18 protein-coding genes are annotated in these 19588 nt (G+C 52.6%); 11 read left to right on the top strand and 7 right to left on the bottom strand.

What is annotated here, in order from left to right; genetic code table 11:
* Positions 1–22 precede the first annotated feature (22 nt).
* The 7 genes from N512_RS23705 to N512_RS0105710 all read right to left on the bottom strand — a co-directional run bounded on the left by N512_RS23705 (position 23) and on the right by N512_RS0105710 (position 6097).
* Positions 23–1153, bottom strand: a complete 1131-nt coding sequence (locus N512_RS23705) for a GGDEF domain-containing protein (protein ID WP_051472677.1) — start codon at positions 1151–1153, stop codon at positions 23–25.
* Positions 1154–1275: 122 nt separating this feature from the next.
* Positions 1276–1914 (bottom strand): NAD(P)H-binding protein, encoded by a 639-nt coding sequence (locus N512_RS0105685; RefSeq protein WP_037474272.1) that lies wholly within the window; start codon positions 1912–1914, stop codon positions 1276–1278.
* A 58-nt stretch (positions 1915–1972) separates the two neighbouring features.
* The gene (locus N512_RS0105690; protein ID WP_028779700.1) at positions 1973–3064 is read right to left on the bottom strand and encodes an alpha/beta hydrolase; all 1092 of its coding nucleotides are present in this window, start codon (positions 3062–3064) and stop codon (positions 1973–1975) included.
* A 7-nt stretch (positions 3065–3071) separates the two neighbouring features.
* Positions 3072–3731, bottom strand: coding sequence for a carboxymuconolactone decarboxylase family protein (locus N512_RS0105695; protein ID WP_028779701.1), 660 nt, complete (start codon positions 3729–3731; stop codon positions 3072–3074).
* Between the two features lie 101 nt (positions 3732–3832).
* Positions 3833–4336 carry a (R)-mandelonitrile lyase gene (locus N512_RS0105700; RefSeq protein ID WP_028779702.1) on the bottom strand — a complete coding sequence of 168 codons (504 nt, stop codon included), beginning with the start codon at positions 4334–4336 and terminating at the stop codon, positions 3833–3835.
* Positions 4337–4340: 4 nt separating this feature from the next.
* A complete protein-coding gene (locus tag N512_RS22355) occupies positions 4341–4736 on the bottom strand; it encodes a cyclophilin-like fold protein (RefSeq protein ID WP_051472680.1) in 396 nt (131 codons plus the stop codon).
* A 140-nt stretch (positions 4737–4876) separates the two neighbouring features.
* Complete coding sequence (locus N512_RS0105710; protein ID WP_051472678.1) at positions 4877–6097, bottom strand: MFS transporter; 1221 nt, start codon at positions 6095–6097, stop codon at positions 4877–4879.
* A 232-nt stretch (positions 6098–6329) separates the two neighbouring features.
* On the opposite strand from N512_RS0105710, the gene N512_RS0105715 reads away from it, so the two are divergent.
* From N512_RS0105715 to N512_RS22360, 11 genes are all read left to right on the top strand, one after another.
* Entirely contained in the window at positions 6330–7229 is a 900-nt protein-coding gene (locus N512_RS0105715) for a LysR family transcriptional regulator (protein ID WP_025011314.1), read from the top strand.
* 246 nt (positions 7230–7475) lie between these two features.
* The gene (locus N512_RS0105720; protein ID WP_025889168.1) at positions 7476–8048 is read left to right on the top strand and encodes an aminodeoxychorismate/anthranilate synthase component II; all 573 of its coding nucleotides are present in this window, start codon (positions 7476–7478) and stop codon (positions 8046–8048) included.
* Between the two features lie 178 nt (positions 8049–8226).
* Positions 8227–10707 (top strand): S9 family peptidase, encoded by a 2481-nt coding sequence (locus tag N512_RS0105725; RefSeq protein ID WP_028779704.1) that lies wholly within the window; start codon positions 8227–8229, stop codon positions 10705–10707.
* A 138-nt stretch (positions 10708–10845) separates the two neighbouring features.
* Complete coding sequence (locus N512_RS0105730; RefSeq protein WP_025011312.1) at positions 10846–11988, top strand: HDOD domain-containing protein; 1143 nt, start codon at positions 10846–10848, stop codon at positions 11986–11988.
* 37 nt (positions 11989–12025) lie between these two features.
* The gene (locus N512_RS0105735; RefSeq protein ID WP_028779705.1) at positions 12026–12931 is read left to right on the top strand and encodes an alpha/beta hydrolase; all 906 of its coding nucleotides are present in this window, start codon (positions 12026–12028) and stop codon (positions 12929–12931) included.
* Positions 12932–13236: 305 nt separating this feature from the next.
* Positions 13237–14454: an aspartate aminotransferase family protein gene (locus N512_RS0105740; RefSeq protein WP_028779706.1), complete on the top strand. Its 1218-nt coding sequence runs from the start codon at positions 13237–13239 to the stop codon at positions 14452–14454.
* A 101-nt stretch (positions 14455–14555) separates the two neighbouring features.
* Complete coding sequence (astA, locus tag N512_RS0105745; RefSeq protein ID WP_028779707.1) at positions 14556–15575, top strand: arginine N-succinyltransferase; 1020 nt, start codon at positions 14556–14558, stop codon at positions 15573–15575.
* Between the two features lie 10 nt (positions 15576–15585).
* Positions 15586–17046 carry a succinylglutamate-semialdehyde dehydrogenase gene (astD, locus tag N512_RS0105750; RefSeq protein WP_025011310.1) on the top strand — a complete coding sequence of 487 codons (1461 nt, stop codon included), beginning with the start codon at positions 15586–15588 and terminating at the stop codon, positions 17044–17046.
* An 83-nt stretch (positions 17047–17129) separates the two neighbouring features.
* Positions 17130–17930, top strand: coding sequence for a DUF1338 domain-containing protein (locus N512_RS0105755; RefSeq protein ID WP_025011309.1), 801 nt, complete (start codon positions 17130–17132; stop codon positions 17928–17930).
* A 330-nt stretch (positions 17931–18260) separates the two neighbouring features.
* Positions 18261–18653: a hypothetical protein gene (locus N512_RS0105760; protein ID WP_025889173.1), complete on the top strand. Its 393-nt coding sequence runs from the start codon at positions 18261–18263 to the stop codon at positions 18651–18653.
* A 52-nt stretch (positions 18654–18705) separates the two neighbouring features.
* Positions 18706–19569 (top strand): hypothetical protein, encoded by an 864-nt coding sequence (locus tag N512_RS22360; RefSeq protein WP_025011307.1) that lies wholly within the window; start codon positions 18706–18708, stop codon positions 19567–19569.
* Positions 19570–19588: the final 19 nt, after the last annotated feature.

A 19588-nucleotide genomic window follows, 5' to 3' on the forward strand; every position in this document is an offset into this window, starting at 1 on the left:
AAGCATTGCAAAAAGCCAGTCACTATGACTGGCTTTTTCTTTTCAGTGGCTGCAATACCGCGCCTGCCAGCTCCACTCGGTTACGACCATTTATCTTGGCCTGATACAGAGCCTTGTCAGCCTGCTTGAGTGCCTCGCTTGCACTATCTCCAGGATCGAGAGTTGCCAGGCCAACAGAAGCTGTCAGTTGTATGTAATGGCTTTGATATTCCAGGCCTTGTTGTCTGAGGGACTCAAGGAGTTGCTCGCCTCTTTGCTGCAGGGCCTGAGTCCCGGGTTCATCCAGCCTCAGCAGCAAGGCAAACTCTTCCCCGCCTATTCTGGCCAGTCGCTCCTGAGGCTTGAGCGCTTTCTTGAGCAGCTTACTGACATGAATAAGGGCGACATCGCCGGCATCATGGCCAAAGTTATCGTTTATCTTCTTGAAGAAATCCAGATCCAACAGGGCAAGTACCCAGCAGCCCGGCTGCTCTCTTTGCAGTGCGACTTGGCGCATGAATGCGCGGCGGTTGAGCAATCCGGTCAAGGTGTCTGTGTCGGCCTGATGTTGCAGTACCAGCTCGGCGCGCTCGGCATACATTTCGCTGATCAGCAGTATGGCGCAGGAGCTGATAATACATGAGCAGATCACCAAGGCCTTTAAAATGGCCAGAGTGTGTGTAGAAAGCAGGGCGATATCAGGGTGGGATGGCCAGCCGTGCAGCTCAAAGAAGCTGAACAACCCCAGATTGGCTAACATCAGGATCAGGATGGAACGCCATTCACGGATCTCAAACAGTACAACCAACATGATGGCAAACAGCAGGTAATAGCTGTGGATTTTGATACTGGTACCTTGGGCCGTCATTAAAGCTGTGGCGGCATCGGCCATCAACAGCAACATTAAACACCACCTGGCGGCAAAGAACTTTCCTTTGTAGTTGAGCAGTAACACCAGAGGCAGCAGGGCAATAAAGGGCAGCTGATTCAAGCCGGAAAGAATAAAGCCTTGGTTACCGCTGATATAAAAACCCAAAATAAACAGCAATATAGTTGTTACGGAAACCAGTACGCCCAAGTTGACCTGAATGACTTTACGCTCCCGGGTCTTGATAGCACATCTATCACACCCCAGCATCAGCAAAAAATTCAGCAACCTGGTCATATTGGGCATAGGCAAAGCACTTTTATAAGCCACTCGAAATATCAGCTTAATTCAAACCCCGTTGTTGAACCAGTCTTGGCGCCAGATAGCAGCGGATTGCCGGTGAAGTTTGGCGGAACGGCCAATGTCTTTCAGCGGTAAGCGGCAGGCATCTCCCCCTCTGTGCCACTTTGGCTTATTCCCAGATTACAGCGGCTATAAAGGTTAGGATTCTTGGCCAAAATGGCAATAAATCTACCCAAGCTGGCGCGGGAAGTTTCGGTCCCCAGAAAGCACTCGCCTTTTTGAGTAAGTTGAAACTCTTCTATCGGTTTATCGGTTAACCAGACGGGGCGTAGTATGGTGTAGTCGAGTGATGAAGCTTCGATAACATTGGCACTTCTGAGGTTAACAGGCCGGGTGAAACCCACCATACTCTTGTCCCAGCTATTGAAGGGTTCAGGAAGTTCTTCATAGATACCGCCGGCATTGAGTGCAACGAGGCGCTGCACCTGAGCATTTTCCATGGCGTGCACCAGATTTCGGGTCTTGCGGTCCAAATCCATTCCACCCATGGTGTTTATCACCAGATCGATTCCGGGCAATGCCGAGACCAGGTCATCGACTTTGTTGGCATCCCCCTCTACCAGCCGAACTCTGTCATTGTAAAGGTGTTGCAGTCGTTCAGATCTTCGAAGAAAAAGCGTCAGTTGCACTTCCTTTATCTCCAACAAACGCGGCAAGATGGCTTGAGCCGAACGGCCATTGGCACCGATTAACAAAATGTGCATCAACAAACTCCATTAAAGATGAAGGCTGGACAGAGGAGAGCCTCTGTCCGCTTGAAAGTTATAAATACTCACCGAAGAATGCGTTCAACTTATCGAAGGGGAGCCGCTCCAATTGGTCATAGAGGTCAACATGGTTGGCGTCTTCGATAATCAGCAGTTCCTTGGGAGAGGCGGCTTCAGCGAAAGCGGTTTCACTGAAATAGCGGGAATGTGCCTTCTCACCGTGGATCAACAAAATGGGCCTGGGAGAGATTTCGGCGATATGAGTCAGCAGAGATTGATTCATAAATGACATAGGGTTGGTGATGGTCCAGGAAGCATTGGAGTTGATGGCCCTTGGGTGAAAACCACGCGAGGTCTTGTAGTAATCGGCGTATTCCTGCACAAACCGGGGTTCACCTCCCTTAAGTTCCAGAGAGATAGGGCCATAGCCGGGTGAGCCATTTTCGGCATCCAACCAGCGCTGTTGGCTCAACTGGCCCAGAATTTCTTTGCGCTGCTCATGAGTCATGCTGTCGTTGTAGCCCTTGGACATGACCCGGGACATGTCATACATGGTGCTGGTTACCACGGCCTTGATGCGTTGATCCACTGCGGCAGCGTTCAGTGCCATGCCTCCCCAGCCACATATGCCGATAATGCCAATTCGTTGGCGATCCACCTGGCTTTGCAAGCCGAGAAAATCCACGGCGGCACTGAAATCTTCGGTATTGATATCCGGGGATGCGACGTTCCTGGGTTCTCCACCACTTTCACCTGTATAGGAGGGGTCAAACGCCAATGTGGCAAAGCCGTATTCGGCCATCTTTTGGGCGTATAGGCCTGATGATTGTTCTTTCACCGCGCCGAAGGGGCCACTTATTGCGATTGCGGCCAGCTTGCCCTGCCTTGCTTTTGGCAGGTAGAAGTCGGCGGCCAGGGTGATGCCGTAGCGATTTTTAAAGGTGACTTTTTGATGTTCGACCTTGTCACTCTTGCTGAAGGTCTTGTCCCAACTGTCACTGAGCTTCAATTCAGACTCGGCCAATGCCGGAGTGGGGATGGTGGTTGCAATGGTCATGGCGATACCGGCTCCTGTCATTTTCAATAGTTCACGACGCCCATTATCGAGCGTCTCAGAGGGGGATTTTGCTGTGTCTAGGTTGTTCATGCTGGTGTTACTCTTGGTTGTAGGGCTGGTGCTCCAGGTGCTGGTTCAGCGCGGTTTGAGCGCGCTCGGCGCTGGCTTGATTCACCAGTTGCTTCAAACCGGTGATCACAGATGTGAGTTGCTCAGGTGTTAGTCCCAGATTCATGGCAATGGCTATGTGGGCCTGAAGTTGGGGTTCAGCGCCAGGCAAAACCGCCAACATGGTCAGCGTTGCGATTTCCCTGTCATGCCAGCTCAGGTTATCGCGGCTGAAAATATCACCGAATAAATGGGTCTTGAGAAACTCATCAATGGCCGGTGCAAAGTCAAACAGAGGGCCTTGGACAACGCCTCCAGCCAGTTGTGTCTGGTTGGCCGTACCCATTGAGAGTAACGCATCACCTTTGGGGAGCGGATGACTGGGCAACTTGCCAATTTCATCTGTCACGCCGCGAGCCTTGCGTGTCTCAACTACTGACATAAGAGTTCCCAGCGCATTGAGGCTGCGGGGAAAGCCGGCGTAGGCATAAACCTGTACCAGTATTTCCTTGGTATCGTTGATGGTGAGTCCGGCATCCAGTCCCTGTTCCAGGGCGCTATCCAGCTTGGCCAAGTTACCTTCGGCGGCAAAAGCCGCAATAGGTACTATCGCTTGCTGTCTTGAGGTTAAAGGCTCTGGTTCTGTCATAGTGGGTGTCCTCGATTGGAACGTATGGGGTGTTTGTCCGGCAGTCTGAAATATTGGGATGCAAAGACACAGTATCAGCGGCCAATAACTAATCCCGGGTTTCATGGGCGCTTCCCTGTCTTGTCTGCTTGATCCTGTCCCAGATACTGTTCATCGCTGACCTTTTCCAGCCAACTGACATTACGGCCTTCATTGTCTTGACCTGTGACCACAAGATGTGTCATCGCAGTCTCGGGAGCTGCGCCATGCCAGTGCTTTATGCCTGCAGGGCACCAGATCACATCGCCTGGCTTTATCTGTTGTCGAGGTTTGCCCCATTCCTGTGTGTAGCCTACGCCCTGAGTCACAATAATTTGTTGGCCTTTGGGATGGATATGCCAGGCTGTGCGGGTACCAGGCTCAAAGGTGACATAGGCTGCAGATGCATTGATTTCATCGGTCGCAGGAAACAGTGGGTCGATACGTGCTGCACCAGTGAAAAATTGCTCTGGCCCGGCAATTGAAGGCCGGGAACCTGCTTCTGAGATACTTTGCTTTGGCTGCGCTGCTACATTTGGCAGCGAAATAAGCAATAATGTGCAAGTGAATATGAAGTTGAGTTTCATTGCTTTACTCCTTGTTAGAGTGAGACTTGAGCTGTTTACTTTCGATAAGCCCCGATTTTTCTATGCGAATTTCCTGCTTGCCTGAAAATTTCATCAGCTCTTTGCCAGTGTCTATCCGCCCTAGCGGGATCAAGCCTTGGGCGTAGCCGTGATCACGATAGAAAATGGCCAGATTTCCCCAAGGGGCGTAATAGGTGAGGTCGCCAACTTTGGCCGAATGCCCGCTGGGGACATCCAAGGTGGAGAGCTTTTTGGGTAAGTCCGCTATTTTCTCACTGGCGCCATAGTCGCTCAGTTCAAGTTCAAGGGGTAATAAGGCAAGAAAATCCCGGCTGGCAGAGTTGTCTTCCAGGCTCGCGACCAGGGTTTTGCCGTCCAGTAACAGAGTTATGCTGTGCATGATTTTTGTCTCCTCAATCTGATTGGGTAACTGGTCTTGAGCCAGAGACATTTGTCCTCCAAGGAAAGGCAGGACAAACATAAATGCCTTGGTTATCTTTAAACAGGCTGTATTGGTCAAAGGCTTTGTCCATGTCATCGTCAGACCCTATCCTTTTGGCTTTTTGGGCTTTCGTAGCCTTGTGTTACCCCGACCAAAGCTGTGGATAGCAACAGCAGCAGGGCGCTGATACCAAAACAGAGTTGGTGACCACCAATGTCGAATAACACACCTCCCAAGGTAGAACCCAAGGCGATAGAGAGCTGAATGACTGCGACCATCAGGCCTCCGGCTGTTTCGGCCGATTGCGGAATAGTCCGTGGCACCCAGGCCCACCAACCCACAGGGGCGGCAGTGGCGATAAGTCCCCAGAGGAGTAACAACACAATCACCAAGATCAATTGAGTGCCAAAGAACGCCAAACCGAGTGCGCTGACGGCCATCAACAAGGGCATGATTTTCAGCGTCAGATAAAATTGTCGTTTCAGAGCCCCATTGATAAGGCTGGTACCTATGAGCCCGGCCAGGCCTATGAGCAACAGGATCAGGGATAATGGCTCTACAGCCACTTGTGTGACGCTTTCCAGAAACGGGCGAACATAAGTGAATAGGGTAAACTGCCCCATAAACAAACTGGCAATCGCCAGCATACCGGCCAGTACTACTGGAGTGCGTAACAAGCCCAGTACCGCAAAAGTGCCGCGGATCCTCGCTGAACGCTTTCTAACCGGCATGGACGGCAGGCTAAGCCATTGCCAAATCAGGGTGATGACAGCTATTGGCAATAAACAGAGAAAGGCGCCACGCCAACCAAGCAGTGAGCCCAGATAAGCGCCGAGAGGGGCTGCCAAAATCATCGCCAAGGCGTTCCCGCCATTGAAGATGGCCAGCGCCTTGGGGACTTGTTCACTCGGTACCAAGCGCATGGCAATAGCCGCCGACATGGACCAGAATCCACCTATGACGACACCGATCAGTGCCCGGCCCAGCAAGTAACTGGCATAGCTATCGGACAGACCTATGATGAGGCCGGAAATCCCCATCAGCCCTGTCAGTCCCAGAAGCAGTGTTTTACGGTTTACCTTACCGGCCAGTACAGGGATAAGTAAGCTGGTCACCACGGCCAATATGCCGGAAATGGCTATCCCTTGGCCGGCCATTCCTTCGGTTATCTGCAGGGATGAGGCTATAGGAGTCAACAGGCTGACCGGCATAAATTCAGACGCAATTAGGACGAAGACACATAACGACATGGCAAAGACACCACTCCAGCAGGCGGTATCTTCAGTGGTTGGAAGCGGATCTGTAACTGAATGGCTCATAGATTGAGAATTTCCCCTCTGGAGTAGCTGGCGCTGGTAGCCGCTGTTGGATGAATTTATGACCAGCAGAATAGGCCTGGACGCCTGTGGTAACAAGCGCTCTAAATTCATTGAAACTATGAACTCAATTCATTAATAACAGATGTTTTTCGGTTATATTGGCCTGGTTTTCGAAGTATTCTTATGAATATTTGATTGATTGGGTGAGCTGAAGGTCAAGCCGGGGAATAATATGAAGCGGGAAGAATTGAGTGATTTAACTCTATTTATGGCGGTCGCTGAAGAGCGCAGTTTTACTCGTGCGGCGACCCGACTAGAGCTGTCCCAATCCGCGGTCAGCCATGCAATAAGGCGCCTGGAAGAGGGGGTTGGTATCAAATTACTCAATCGTACTTCCCGTAAAGTGTCCACCACAGATGCAGGTGAAAAATTGTTGGCGGCCCTCAAGCCCGGGCTGGGGATGATCAATGCGAGAATTGAAGAGTTGCGACTATTGGGCGATGCCCCTAGAGGGCTGGTGAGACTGGCTACCAGTAAACCTGCGCTGAGAACCCTGCTGTGGCCCAAGTTGTCACAGATAGTGCGTGACTACCCGGAAGTGCAGATTGAGTTGAATCTGGAAAGTCGCCTCACGGATTTGACTGAAGAACGTTTCGATGCCGGGGTAAGGCTGCGGGAGTTTGTCGGCCCGGACATGATTGCCGTGAAAATTGGCCCCGCTGTGCGATTGGCAGCCGTGGCCACCCCTGAATACTTCAAACGCCATGGCGTGCCAAAACACCCCCATGACTTGGACGAGCATGCTTGCCTGGTATTGAGGTTTCATGCTCATGCACCCGTCTATGACTGGGAGTTTGAAAAAGAGGGCGAAGAGATAGTCAAACACGTATCCGGCCCCTTTATTTTTAGTGAGAGTGATGTGTGTATTGAAGCGGCCAAGGCCGGGCACGGCATTGCCTTTGTTACCGAAGCCGAAGTGACGGAAGAGATAGAGAATGGATCCCTTCGGCGGGTGTTGGCCGATTGGTGTCCGCCGTTTGAAGGATACTGCCTGTGTTATTCCGGGCGGCGTAATATCAGTTCGGCATTCAGGTTGGTTATCGACAGACTCAGGTATGAGGGTAAGGATTGAACTGGCATCAAGGAGAACCGGCCCAAGGCATCTATTATTCAGGATACAATAAGCTTGTCGTTTGAATGAACCAATAGCTGACCGAATAAAGCTATCCTTGTTCATCCCCAGGTTGAACCTGCTCAGCGTTAAACGTAACATAGCGTGCGCAAAAAGATGGCGCCTGAAAAAAGATGGAATACCTACAGCGGTATCTTGTTTGCGGCACTGTAAGCCCTATCTCTTAAATCAATCGGTTCCCGTTATATGCTGCTGATGATCGACAACTATGATTCCTTTACCTTCAATCTGGTGCAGTATTTTCAGCAGTTGGGGCAGCAGCCTGTTATCAAGCGCAACGATGAGATTGGGCTCGATGAGATCCGCGAGCTGGCGCCGGATTATCTGGTGATCTCTCCCGGGCCCTGTAGCCCGGATCAGGCGGGGATCTCGCTGGCCGCCATCGAATATTTTGCCGGTAAGTTGCCTATCTTGGGTGTCTGTCTTGGGCACCAGTCGCTGGCTCAGGTATTCGGTGCCAAGGTGGTTCGGGCCAAGCGGGTGATGCATGGCAAGACATCGGCAATCAGTCACAATGGTCGCGGGCTGTTTCAAGGTCTGGCCAACCCCTTGACCGTGACCCGCTATCACTCGCTGCTGATTGACAGCGTGCCCGAAGGCTTCAGTCTGGATGCCTGGTATGATGACCCGGTACACGGGCGGGAAATCATGGCCATCAGCCATGCACAAAAACGCCTCTACGGCGTGCAGTTTCATCCTGAATCCATTCTGACCCAACAGGGGCTTGAACTGCTCAATAATTTCCTGCGTCTGGCTTAAGGAGCAGTGAGTCAGTCCCGGATTCGTACCAAGGCTCCATCCTTAACAAGCCTTTACAAGTTTTCAGCTTTTGCAGAACAACATCCTCTGGCAAATATGGTATAACAGGCCGCAATCGCTTGTTTTCTGTCATATGTCGCTTCCCGGCGGCCAAGATAACTATAAAAAAGGAAGGATGATGAAAAGCCTGATGCGTCATGCCGGTCTGAGTGTTTTGACTCTGGCCGTTTTCAGCGGCTGCGCCGCCACCGAGCCGCAACTCACCACCCAAGAGATCACCAACCCCAGCCAAACAGTACCCTTGGCAGCGCCTCCTGTGGCCGACAAGCCGTTAACTCTGAATCAAATTATGGCGGATCCCGATTGGATGGGACTCGCCCCCAAAGGTGCCTACTGGAGCGATGACAGCCACGCTGTGCTGTTCGCCCGCCAGCAGAGTGCATCTGTGCTGCGCAGTTACTATCGTCAGGGAGTGACAGACAAACAGGCGCAGGAGCTGGCGTTGTCTGAACTGCATACCGTCTCACAACGAGACGGTGTTCTGAGCCCGGATAAACGCCGCAAGGCTTATATCTATCAGGGAAACCTGTTCGTGAAGGCGCTCGATAGCGGTGAGATCACTCAGTTGACCCGGCAAAATACCAAGGTTGAAGGGCTGCGTTTTTTAGCGAATGGCGATCTTGCCTATTGGCAGGCGGGGCAGATATTCAGATTGCATGCAGACTCAGGCCTTGTGGAGCAACTCGCGGATATCAAGATGACCAAAGAGCCGGCACAGACCAAAGAGCCGGAAACTTATCTCGCCAAGGAGCAACACAAGCTGATCCGCTATGTGGCCAAACAGCAGGAAAACGCCAAGGCTCGGGAGACATATCAGCAGCAGTTACAGAATGAAGACCCGACTCTGTCGGCCAAGCCTTGGTATCTGGGCGAGAGTGAGCAGCTGGTGGAACTGAGCCTGTCGCCGGATGGCCGCTATGTGCTGCTGGCTTTGCAGGACAAGAGTTACAACTGGCGTGGCGAGCATGACATCATGCCCAACTATCTTGGCAAAGATGGCTATGTCGATCCTGTACCCGTGCGAGCCAGAGTGGCTGAAGACAAGGCGCCAGGGCAGCGCTTGGTACTGCTGGACTTGCAGCAGCAGAGTAAGAAAGAGATAACCATCGAAGGTTTGTTCGGCTACAACCAGGATGTGTTGGCCGGCGTCAAGGCCGAAAACGCCAAGGCGAAGGGGGAGCGCTACGAAAGTGAAAAAGTCCCGCGCAAGATCCAACTGATGCAGGATTGGGGCTGGAGTCAGAGCGCCATTCAATGGCAAGACTCAGGCAAGCGCTTGGCCGTAATGCTGGAAGCCGTGGACAACAAAGACCGTTGGCTGGCCAGTGTCGATCTGGCCAAGGGCAAGCTAATCACTGAGCACAGGCTGCATGACGATGCCTGGGTCAACTATGACTACAATCAGTATGGTTGGTTACCCGGCAGCGAGACCCTTTACTACCTGTCGGAAGAGAGTGGTTATTCGCAGCTGTATCTCAAGCCGCTCGGTGGCAAGGCGCGGGCTTTGACCTCGGGCAAGTTCGTGGTCAGTGACATCACCCTGAGCCCGGATAACCGTTATATCTACTACAAGGCCAACAAAGAACACCCCGGCAAGTACAATGTTTATCGGGTTGAGATAAGTAGCGGCAAGGATGAACAACTGACCCAGTGGAACGGCGTGCTCGACTACAGCCTGAGCCCGGATGGCCGTTCGCTGCTGTTGACCGCCTCCAGCCTGACCCAGCCGGATGAGCTCTATATTCAAGCCATAGGCGGTGAGCTGACCCAACTGACCCATTACACCAGCGATAGCTTCAAGAGCTATCCTTGGCAGGCGCCTGAGGTGGTTGCCGTGCCTTCCAGCCATGGCGCAGGTGAAGTCTATGCCAGGGTGTATCTGCCGGCAGGTTTCGACAAGGATCGCGCCGAATCATATCCGGCGGTGATCTTCAATCATGGTGCCGGTTATCTGCAGAATGCCCATTATGGTTTTTCCGGTTATTTCCGCGAGTTCATGTTCCATAACCTGCTGGCACAGCAGGGATATGTGGTGATGGACATGGATTATCGCGGCTCCAAAGGCTATGGCCGCGACTGGCGCACCGCCATCTACCGTAATATGGGGCATCCGGAAGTGGAAGACTTGGCCGATGGCGTCAAATGGATGAGCCAGCATGCCAATGTTGATGCCAAGCGGGTGGGCACCTATGGTGGTTCTTACGGTGGCTTTTTGACCTTTATGGCACTGTTTACCCAACCCGAGTTGTTCCAGGCCGGTGCCGCGCTGCGGCCTGTGACCGACTGGGCTCACTATAATGCGCCTTATACCTCGAACATACTCAACACCCCGGATGTTGACCACATCGCCTATGAACGCAGCTCGCCCATCTATCATGCCGAGGGCTTGCAAAAGCCGCTGCTGATCATGAGCGGGGTAATGGACGACAACGTGTTCTTCCAGGACAGTGTCCGTCTGGTGCAGCGACTGATAGAGCTGGAAAAGCCGATGTTTGAGACGGCTATCTACCCGGTTGAACCCCATGGCTTCAGACAGCCATCGAGCTGGCTGGACGAGTATCGCCGCATCTATAAGTTGTTTGAACAAGAGTTGAAATAGTCACTTTACAGGCCTCATTCGAGGCCTGTTTCTTTTTGGTATCAAGATTTTGCCGGTGTGACCGCTATATATATAACCCTAAAGGGACTAACATAAAAACACAGGGCCCGGGTGAGGGCGTGGCAGGAAGGCAACATTTTGGGCTTGTCGGTAGCGGGTGGGGTCAAACCCGGCAGTGTAATAGAGATAGAGCAGCGTCTGTATCAGCAGTTGATACTGGGCAAGCAACGCATTGACAGTGGTGACGATGAGCTTGAACCTGAGCTGGAGGCGGTGGCCTTCAAGCTTGAGGTTGAACGCGAGGCGACTCTGGAGCGGCTCGCCAGGCAGCAACAGGCCAAGGCGCTTTATCAAAGAGTGTCGGCTCAATTGACCGATACCCTGGCGGCTGAGCTCGGCAACCGTTTGGCTTCCATCGAAGAGGTGACACGCTTATCAGGCATCACAGACAAACAGATCTTGCTGCTGGAGTTATTGCAGCACCCAAGGCTTGATCTGGCACGCCTTCGTCCGGTCGTTGCCGAGCAGAGTTGGCTGGTGAGAGACTTGAGCTCTCTGGTGAACAGCCCCTCCTTCAGGGCCCGCAGGCCGCAGAATCTGGATGTGCAACTGACAGATCTCAAGCTGGTGCTCAGCTATATAGGCGTTGAGCACTTGCGGGTATTGATCCCTTACTACACCTGTCGTCATTGGCTGCCTACAGGCCACGCCAGTTTGCTTTGGACTGTGCGCAAGCTATGGCGTTTCTCTCAGGTGCAGGGCATTGCCGCCAGAACCCTGGCCAAGTTGCATGACTTGGATGCCCCAATGCTGTACGCGGTTTCCTTGATGCAGCAACTGGGGATCTCAGTGCTGCTCTCCATGAGCGCCAAGCTGTTTGAGCAGTTGCGCGGCTCATGGCTCAGGGAGGCGAGCAGCGACAGGGATAAGGCGCTCTATGATGCCATAGCCCTGTGTGATTTCCCCGCCGCCTTGGTCTATTCCCTGGTCAAGCAGCATGCGCTATCACTCAATTGGCAACTGCCAACCCAGCTTGGGTTTGCGGATGCGGCCATGGTGACTCTGCTCAAGGAGCGGGACACGGCCCTTGGCTTCAGTCAGTTGTCACCCAATGCGGCAGTGCTGGCCAAAGCCGATTGTTTTGCCAAGTGTTTTTTACTGGAAGAGATGCGGCAACTGGAATTCAGGGACAGGCGGATCATGATGGCGTATCATGAGCTCACGGAACAGGAACTCATTCGTCTCAAAGGCCAGAATTACCGCAAACCCGAGCTGCTTTAAGCCGTTGCGGAGCTTGTAGGCCTTCCATGGAGGAGCTATGCCCAGTTGGCAAGCCTCGGTATTGAACCGGTTGTTAACTTATGTGGCGCGGCCATCGGTCAGTCGCGGCAGTGCCAAAGTGCCTCTGTGCGGCATTCGCCGGCGCTTACTGGAGATGGATCGCCGCTGGTTGGGCTGGCCGCAGGAACTCAAGGTCGAGCACTGGCCGCTGAGCCACTCGCCGCTCATCCATTACCAACTGCCGCAGCCAAGAGAAGTCAGCCTCTTCTATATTCGCGGCGGCGGCTTCTGTTTCAAGACTCCCCATGCCCATGCCCGTTTCCTGGCCGATATTATGCGGCGCAGTCTGGCGGACTGCTATGTGCCCGATTATCGTCTGGCGCCGGAGCACCCGTTTCCGGCAGCCTGTGATGATGTGCTGGAAGCTTATCGGATGACACTTGAGCATTGTGACCCGGACAAACTGGTGCTGATGGGCGACTCTGCCGGAGGCAATTTGGCCTTGAGCCTGTTGTTGCAGCTGAAACAGCTCGAGTTGCCGTTGCCGAGAGCCTGCGTGTTGCTCTCTCCTGCGCTGGATCTCGGCATCACAGGTGATACCGAGCGTATTCTGGCGGCCGACGATCCCTTGTTCACCATTGAATCACTGCTCAGACTCAGAGGGGCGTATCTCGCCGGTAGTAACCCCATGTCTGAGCGGGTTTCGCCGCTTTATGGTTGCTTTAAGGACTTGCCGCCCATCTTGCTGCTGGCCGGTACTCGTGAGCTGCTGCTACAGGATGCCGAGCGCCTGCAACAGGCGGTATTGCGCGACGGAGGCCGGATAGAAGCCGGTTTCTACCTCAATATGCCCCATGTCTTTCCACTATTTGAACTCTTGCCCGAGGCCATGGAAGCCAGGGGCCAAATCGCTGCTTTTATACGCAATAATCTACTGTTATGATTGTCGTTAACTATTCAAAATAGATGAATAGTTAACGGATTCGGTGTCAGTTGAGATTTTTTGTGACTATTTATGCCGTTAAACGGCAGATATTTGCCTGCTTAATTCTCAAACTCAGATCTTTATGCACTTATAGGCCAAGGCATTGCTCTTGCATATTGATCAAACTGGTATTTTGATCACAATTTCGCTAATAATGACACCTAAGCAACACAAGTAAGTGCAGTTTTACTCACAAAAAATAAAGATTAACTGCTTAAAACGGTGGCCGACAGAGCCGCCGACAACACAAAGGATGAGAAGGAATGAGTGTAAACATGAATTTGACACGTGCCCAGTTTGATGAAGTCATGGTGCCTAATTATGCACCGTCACCCGTTATCCCGGTTCGTGGCGATGGCAGTCGTGTTTGGGATCAGGAAGGCAAAGAGTATGTCGACTTTGCCGGTGGTATTGCAGTTAACTGTTTGGGCCACTGTCATCCAGCCGCCGTTGAGGCGCTTAAGGCGCAGGGCGAAAAACTCTGGCACTTGTCCAATGTGATGACCAATGAGCCGGCACTGGCATTGGCGACCAAACTGGTTAACGCCACTTTTGCCGACAAGGTCTATTTCGCCAACTCAGGTGCCGAAGCCAATGAAGCGGCCCTGAAACTGGCCCGCCGCTATGCTCTGGATAATTTCGGCGCCGAAAAAGATCAGATTATCGCCTTCGACAAGGCCTTCCACGGCAGAACCTTCTTTACCGTCAGTGTCGGTGGCCAGGCCGCCTACTCAGATGGTTTTGGCCCCAAGCCGCAGGGGATCACACACCTGCCATTCAACGATGTTGCCGCATTGGAAGCCGCGGTGTCGGACAAGACCTGTGCCATCATGCTGGAGCCGCTGCAGGGTGAGGGCGGTATCATAAACGCCACTCCAGAGTTTCTGGCCAAGGTGCGTGAACTGGCCGACAAGCACAATGCGTTGGTGGTGTTCGATGAAGTGCAAACCGGCGTTGGTCGTACCGGCGAGCTGTATGCCTACATGGGTACAGATATAGTGCCGGACATTCTCACCACTGCCAAGGCTCTGGGCGGCGGTTTCCCCATCGCGGCCATGCTGACCACTGACAAGATTGCCGCTCATCTTAAAGTGGGTACCCATGGTTCCACCTATGGTGGTAACCCTCTGGCCTGCGCCGTCAGCAACGCGGTATTTGATGTAGTCAATACCCCCGAAGTGTTGCAGGGCGTTAAGCGTCGTGAGCAACTGCTGCGTGATGGCCTGGAAAAAATCAATGCCAAGTACCAGGTGTTTTCCGAGGTGCGCGGCAAGGGACTGTTGCTCGGCGCCGTGTTGAATGAACAGTATCAGGGACGCAGCCGTGAGTTTCTGTTGGCCTCGGTCGACAATGGCCTGATGACACTAATGGCCGGTGCCAATGTGGTTCGTTTTACTCCTTCTTTGATCATCCCTGAAAGTGATATTGCCGAGGGTCTGGCACGCTTTGAAAAAGCGGTCGCCAAGGTGGTTGCCGCCTGATCCCCGTGGGCCCAGGCCCATTTAGCGCAATAGACTCACAGCTGCTGTTCTGACGGGCGGGCCCGACGGAGCAGCAACTGTGGATGAGTGGAGATTTAACCATGTTAATCATACGGCCTATCCGAGCCTCAGATTTCCCGGCGCTGCTCTGTATCGCCGAAGAATCGGGCCATGGATTCACCTCGCTGCCGGTCAATGATGAGCTGCTGACCCGCAAGATTGCCCGTTCGGAAGCTTCTTTCGCCAAGTCGGTGGAAACGCCTTTTGATGAAGGTTACCTCATGGTGCTGGAAGACACAGAGACCCAAGAGGTCGTGGGCACCTGTGGTCTGGAAGCCGCGGTGGGAATGGAAGATGCTTTCTATCATTACCGTTTGGGCACAGAGGTTTATCATTCGTCGCAGATAGAAGTACGTAACGAGGTTGAAACCCTCAGCCTGTGTCATGACTACACAGGTGCCGCCGAGCTCTGCACCCTGTTTCTGAGAGATTCCTACCGCAAGGGCAACAATGGCCGCATGCTGTCACGCAGCCGCTTTCTGTTTTTGGCCCAGCACGCCAATCGATTCGGTGAAACTGTTATTGCCGAGATGCGTGGGGTCAGCGATGAAAACGGCAATTCCCCTTTCTACGGCTGGCTGCAGCAAAACTTCCTCGGCATAGACTTTATTCAGGCCGATTACCTCTCAGGTCTGGGGCAGAAGGCCTTTATGGCCGAGATGATGCCTCGCAGCCCTGTCTATGTCTGCCTGTTGCCCGAAGCGGCGCAGAAGGTTATCGGTGAAGTGCACACCAATACACGCCCGGCCCTGAGCCTGTTACAGGCGGAAGGTTTCCGCTGGCGCAACTATGTGGATATTTTTGATGGTGGCCCCACGGTTGAATGCAACCTGGCGGACATTCGCTCCGTGCGCGAGAGTCGCCTGCTGACGGTGCGTATCGGCGATATGCCCCAATCAAAGGACAGCTTTATTCTCTCCAACACCCATTTGGCAGACTACCGTGCCGGTTCGGCCAAGTTGGCGCTGACAGACGACAGTGAAGAAGTGATCCTGTCGAGCGAGTTGGCCGCCGCACTCTTGGTGGCAGACGGGCAATCGGTCAGGGTATTGGCAATATAGGAACAGCATAATGACACAATTTATCAAGGGCCAATGGCTCGCTGGCGAAGGCCAGGCAATGAGTTCAAGCAACCCGGCCAACGGCGAAACCCTGTGGCAGGGTAATGCCGCTACCCCGGCTCAAGTTGAAGCTGCCGTTGCAGCCGCCAGAGAGGCGCAGTTTGACTGGTTTATGCTCGGCTTTGACGGCCGCTTGCAGGTGATAGAGGCCTATCGCGATCAGCTGGAAGCCCATAAGGCGGAAATCGCCGACACCATAGCGCAGGAAACCGGCAAGCCACTGTGGGAAACGGCCACCGAGGCGGGTGCCATGATAGGCAAAATCGGTCTGTCGGTCGCGGCTTATCACAAGCGTACCGGCGAAACTGAAAATGAACTGCCTGCCGGGCGGGCCGTGCTGAGACACAAGCCACACGGCGTAGTAGCGGTCTTCGGGCCTTATAACTTCCCTGGGCATCTGCCCAACGGCCATATAGTACCGGCTCTGCTGGCGGGCAATACCGTGGTATTCAAGCCATCGGAACTGACGCCAAAAGTGGCAGAGCTGATGCTCAAGCTGTGGGAGAAAGCCGGCCTGCCCGCCGGGGTTATCAATCTGGTGCAGGGCGAAGTGGAAACCGGCAAAGCGCTGGCTTCACATCCTCAGCTTGATGGTCTGTTCTTTACCGGCAGCTCCCGCACCGGCCACTTGCTGCATCAGCAGTACGCCGGTCATCCGGGCAAGATCCTTGCCCTGGAAATGGGCGGTAACAATCCGCTCATCGTCAAAGGGATCAGTGATATCAAGGCGGCCGTGCACGAAATAATTCAATCTGCCTATATCTCCAGTGGCCAGCGCTGTACCTGTGCCCGCCGACTCTACATAGAGAAAGGTGAGCAGGGCGATGCTTTGATTGCCGCACTGGTTGCGGCGGTCAAAGCGATAGCTGTCGGCCCTTGGAATGCCGAACCTCAGCCCTTTATGGGCTCGATGATCTCTGAAGCAGCAGCCAAGGGAATGGTCGCGGCGCAGCGTAATCTGCAGAATCTCGGCGGGGTCTCGCTGGTGGAACTAACCCATATTGAGAGCGGTACCGGCCTGGTGTCTCCAGGGTTGATTGATGTTACCGAGGTGATTGAACTACCTGATGAAGAGTATTTCGGACCCTTGTTGCAACTGGTGCGTTACAGCAGCTTTGACCGGGCGATTTCGCTGGCCAATGATACCCGCTATGGCCTTTCTGCCGGATTGCTGGCCGATAGCCGTGAAGACTATGACTATTTCCTGGCACGGATTCGTGCCGGCATAGTGAACTGGAACAAGCAGATCACCGGAGCCTCAGGTGCGGCGCCATTCGGCGGTGTCGGGGCATCGGGTAACCACAGAGCCAGCGCCTTCTATGCGGCCGACTATTGTGCTTATCCCGTGGCTTCCATGGAGGCCGATGGTCTGAGTTTGCCACAGGCATTGAGTCCGGGACTTAGCCTCTGACAGTGAAGGGAAGCGCAGTGGCGCTTCCCTTTTTTGAACATACCATTTGCCTTTGGGCAAACTGCATTACACAGGGAATAACCATGCATACAGATATCAATGCGCTGTTCAATGCCATGTGGCAGGACTATATCAAGATGACGCCATCGGCGGCCAAAGTGCACCAGCTGTTGGGGCAAGGCAAGGCGATTATTAACGACCATATCGCCTTGCGTACATTCAATCTGCCCAAGGTGGGCTTGGATGTGCTGGCAGCCCATTTCGAAGCGCTGGGCTATGTGGCTTGCGGCGATTATCGCTTTGAGCAGAAAAAGCTGGTGGCAAAGCACTTTGAGCATCCGGACCCGACTCAGCCCAAGGTCTTTATTTCTGAGCTGCTGGTGGAAGAGTTCAGCCCAGAGTTGCAACAGCGGGTTGCCGACTTGGTTGAGCAGATCCCAACCCAGGCCTTGACCGCAGATAACTTTACTTATTCAGGCAGACACTGGCAGCTTGACTATGACACCTACCAAGCCCTGCTCGCCGAGAGTGAGTATGCTGCCTGGGTTGCCGCCTTTGGTTATCGTGCCAACCACTTTACCGTGTCTGTGAACCATCTGGCCGAATTCAGCACCCTGGCCGCCGTGAATACTGCGCTCAAGGAGGCTGGGTTTACCCTCAACAGTGTTGGCGGTGAGATCAAAGGTTCAGCTGAAGTCTTGCTGGAACAGTCTTCCACCATGGCCGACAGAATTCCTGTCGCCTTCGATGACAAGACGGTAGAGATCCCCAGTTGTTTCTATGAATTTGCCCTGCGTTATCCCAAAGCCGATGGTGAACTCTATACCGGCTTTGTTGCTGCCTCGGCAGATAAGATTTTTGAGAGTACCAACGTCAAGTCGTAACAGTGCTTAATTAGTTACAGAATGGCCTCCTTAATTAAGGAGGCTTTTTTGTAAGTAAACAAAACATCATGCTTAATATAGTGAAACATTAATGTTTTTATGATGTTTTAATTATGTTTTGCATTGGTGTTGATTTGCCAAGGTTAATTTATTTTTATGATGTTTTTTATGATATATACCCAGTTTTTAATCTATTTAGACTAGTCATTAAGTGTTGGTGTTGATCACTGTGTTTTTCATGATTATGCTGTTTACATAAGTAACAATATGTATTGAATGCATTCGAGCTAATATCGAGACGCTATTCCGTTTGGGGCGGCGGAAAATCACATGAATAAGAGAAATAAGTCGAATAGTAAATTGCAGAGCTTGGTCAAGTTGGCCATGCCTTTGCTATTGTTTTTGGCTTTTTCTAATGCAGCGATATCTAATGAGTTTGAAGAAGTTAATACGCTGATATCTATTGCCAAACAGAACGCGTCACCGGTAAATCAGTTGGCAATCTATTCACTCTCCTTGCCTTGTATTATGGCCGTTAAACTGGCGGATAACGCCGTCTTGGCCGAAGTGTTTAAAGCCATTACAGTCAGTTGGTTTATTTTGTTCTTATGCGGGCCCCGTATTCCCAACCTGGGTGTCCCGCAACTTTCCTTTGGTTGGATGCCCTATTGGGCGCAATTACTCCTTGAATGGGTAAAACCTATTCGTGGCAGTACCTCTTAGACTGGAATTACCTCCAGATTAATTCGTTTTAAATAAATTAAGGCTTTTAAATATGAGATCCGGTAAATATCACCGCGATCTGGCCTTGTCACGCATAATAAAAAGTAAAAAAGCAAAGACGAGCTTCCCTTTGCTGGGCTTACTATTGCTTGCGGGACAAGCTCAGGCGGTTAATGAGTTTGAACTCAAACAGGAAGAATTCGGCGAATGGACTGCCTATTTCAATGCATCTTATACCCGCAATGTCTACAGTGAGTCGGCCTTCGATGCGTATCGGGCTTATAGCCTGGATGCCAGGGTCGATTACAACAGTGATTGGGGCAGTGTGCTGCTGACCTTTGGCGGTGAAAAAGAGACGCTGCACGGTAAGGAGTCGAGCTTTTTTGACCCATTGCTCGAGTATCGAACGCCACTCTATTCTCTGACTGACACTCTATCACTCAAGGGCAGTGTCGGTGTCTATCTGCCAGCGGCGCATTACACCAAGCTGGATAGACTGGAGTATGCCCCCAGAGTGGCGGCCTATCTCTTCTATCGCCCTGAGGGCAACTTCAGCTTCTACCTGTCTCCCAGATACAGGTACAACGCCTACAAGTACAAGACCGCCGGTGAGCGGGTGCTGATTGAACATCAGGTCGATCTGGTGGCCGATGCCTATTGGCAGTTTGCCAGTAATTGGTACCTGGATATCAGCGGCCGCTATCGGATGTCGAAGAATTACCGTGGTCGTCGTATGGATGACCAATTCACCTTTGCCCAGGAACTGGGATGGATGCCTGCCGAGAGTTGGACATTGGCCATTGGCCATAACAACAGCGGCCGTTTCTACCATCCGGAACTGGGGCCTTCCGAAGGATTTGAGCTGTATGACAAGCGCAGCTCCACCTTTTATTTCTCAGTAACAAAATACCTATAAACTCAATTTATTCAGAGGA

The sequence above is a fragment of the Shewanella sp. 38A_GOM-205m genome (assembly GCF_000518445.1).
GTDB classification, from domain to species: Bacteria; Pseudomonadota; Gammaproteobacteria; order Enterobacterales; family Shewanellaceae; genus Shewanella; species Shewanella algae.